This window comes from Pedobacter sp. 01N416 (genome assembly GCF_056399685.1).
Genome location: NZ_JBFTRT010000652.1, coordinates 1 through 2616, shown reverse-complemented (window position 1 = coordinate 2616; position 2616 = coordinate 1). Strand labels below are relative to the sequence as shown.

The following is a 2616-nucleotide window of genomic DNA, read 5'->3' as shown; positions in this document are numbered from 1 at the left end:
CCACAAACCAACCACATGAATAACTAACTTATTATAATAAAATGAAATACTTAAAACTAATAATTATCCTGCTTTCGGCATCCACTGCTTTTGCGCAAAGTGATACAGGATATCCAAAAGCTAATTACACCAAAAAAGAAGTTTATATCCCAATGCGCGATGGAACTAAACTTTTTACCGCCATCTACACACCTAAAGATGCAGCCAAGGATAAAAAATATCCGATGATAATGCAACGTACCTGTTATAGCATTGCCCCATATGGCGAAGATAAATTTCCTGCAAAATTAGGCCCGTCAGAATTGATGATGAAAGAGGGCTATATCATGGTGTATCAGGATGTGCGCGGTCGCTGGAAAAGCGAAGGCACCTGGACCAATATGACCCCTGTTATCGATAACAAAAAAAGCAAAAAAGAGGTTGATGAAGGTTCTGATACTTACGATACCATTGATTGGCTGGTTAAAAACATAGCCAATAACAACGGCAAAGTTGGCCAATGGGGAATTTCTTATCCAGGCTTTTACACTGCTGCAGGAATTTTAAGCAATCATCCTGCTTTAAAAGCCTCATCGCCACAAGCGCCGATTTCAGATTTCTTTTTTGATGATTTCCACCACAACGGATCATTTTTGCAGAGTTATTTCATGACCTTTCCGGTATTTGGTGTGCAAAAAATCGATACTACCGCTAAAGCCTGGTATAATAACCAGTTAATCCTTCCAAAAACAAAAGATGGTTATCAGTTTGCGTTAGATTTAGGCCCTTTAAGCAATGCAGACAAATATTACAAGGATAATTTTTTCTGGCAAGAAACCGTTAACCACCCAAACTATGATGAGTTTTGGCAAAAACGTGGATTATTAAAACATTACAATACCATTAAACCTGCGGTGATGGTAGTTGGTGGATGGTACGATGCCGAAGATCTGTCTGGCCCGCTAAACATTTATAAAACCATCGAAAAGAAAAACCCTAAYGCCTACAATACGATTGTAATGGGACCATTTGGGCATGGAAGATGGAGCCGCGAAACCGGTCATACCATGCATAGTAATGTGTATTTCGGAGATAGCATTGCTACCTTCTACCAGAAAGAAATTGAAGCTAAATTCTTTAATCACTTTTTAAAGGGCAATGGCGATAAAAACGCTGGCCTGCCTGAAGCCTATATGTTCGATACCGGTAAAAAACAATGGGAAACTTTTGCCAAATGGCCAACAGAAAAGGCGACTAAACAAAAATTATATCTGGGTGCTGATGGTAAGCTCAGCATGACTGCACCTGGTGCGGCCAGTTCAGTAAACTATATTAGCGATCCATTAAAGCCTGTTCCATATACCGAAGATTTAACCACTACATTGGGCTTTACACCACATAATTACATGAGTGAAGACCAACGTTTTGCAGGCAGAAGACCAGATGTATTGGTCTATCAAACCGATATATTGGATACCGACATTACCTTAGGAGGCGAAATTATGTCGCACCTTAAAATTGCAACCACGGGTACCGATGCAGATTTTATTGTAAAGCTGATCGATGTTTATCCTGCCGATGAGCCGAACAACTCTTACATGCCAAACAAGAATATCATTTTGAGCAATTACTGGCAAATGGTGCGTTCGGAAGTTATGCCTGCACGCTTCCGCAATAGTTTCGAAAAACCCGAGGCCTTGGTAGCCAACCAGAAAACGGATGTGAACTTTCAGCTACAGGATGTATTACACACCTTTAAAAAAGGACACCGGATTATGATCCAGGTGCAGAGTACAGCATTCCCTTTATTTGCACGTAATCCACAAAAATTCGTAGAAAACCCATATAAAGCAACAGAAGCCGATTATATTAAAGCTACGCAAACTGTATTTAACGATAGTTTTATCGAAGTTGATGTGATAAAATAAGCCTGAGCTTGTCGAAGGACCCGCTTAAATACCCTCTAAGGTGTTTCGACAGGCTCAACATGACAGCATCTGAGGTGAAATCGCCTTTATGATACACCCTCATAAATAACCGATCGTTTATAACGATCAACAAAAACATAACAAATGAAAAAGTTACTATTCATCCTTGCCATCAGCATCAGCATTTCGGCTGTACAGGCACAGATGCTTGGCAAAAACCAGGTAAACTCAAGGGCCGATAGCCTCCGCGGAACACTTACCCCTTTACGTACCTGCTACGATATTAATTATTACCACTTAGATGTGAAGATCGATATCGACCAAAAATCAGTTAGCGGAAGCAATGAATTTGCTTTTACCGCCACACAGGATTTCACCAAATTACAGTTCGATCTTTTTGATAACTTAAAAGTAGATAAAGTGGTATATAAAGGTGCCAGTTTACCTTTTACCCGAGAATATAATGCGGTTTTTGTAACCTTTCCTAAAGCAGTTAAAAAATGAAGTAAAGATAGATTTATCGTTTTCTATTCTGGTAATCCTACTGTTGCCAAAACACCCCCTTGGGATGGCGGTTTTATCTTCAAAAAAGATGAAGCCGGCAATCCTTTTGTTTCCGTAGCCTGCCAGGGTTTAGGCGCAAGTGTATGGTGGCCAAATAAAGATCACCAGAGCGATGAAGTAGATAGTATGTTAATCAGCATTAGTG

General features: G+C 40.0%; 2 protein-coding genes. Both read left to right on the top strand.

Features of this window, described 5'->3' with window-relative positions:
• The first annotated feature begins 41 nt into the window (after positions 1-41).
• A complete protein-coding gene (locus AC1DND_RS25345) occupies positions 42-1907 on the top strand; it encodes a CocE/NonD family hydrolase (protein ID WP_477585305.1) in 1866 nt (621 codons plus the stop codon).
• 144 nt (positions 1908-2051) lie between these two features.
• Positions 2052-2411 carry a hypothetical protein gene (locus AC1DND_RS25340; RefSeq protein ID WP_477585304.1) on the top strand — a complete coding sequence of 120 codons (360 nt, stop codon included), beginning with the start codon at positions 2052-2054 and terminating at the stop codon, positions 2409-2411.
• The last annotated feature ends 205 nt before the right edge of the window (positions 2412-2616 follow it).

Coding starts and splice junctions, on each gene's coding strand:
- AC1DND_RS25340 (WP_477585304.1), top strand. CDS start 2,052: ATGAAAAAGTTACTATTCATCCTTGCCATCAGCATCAGCATTTCGGCT.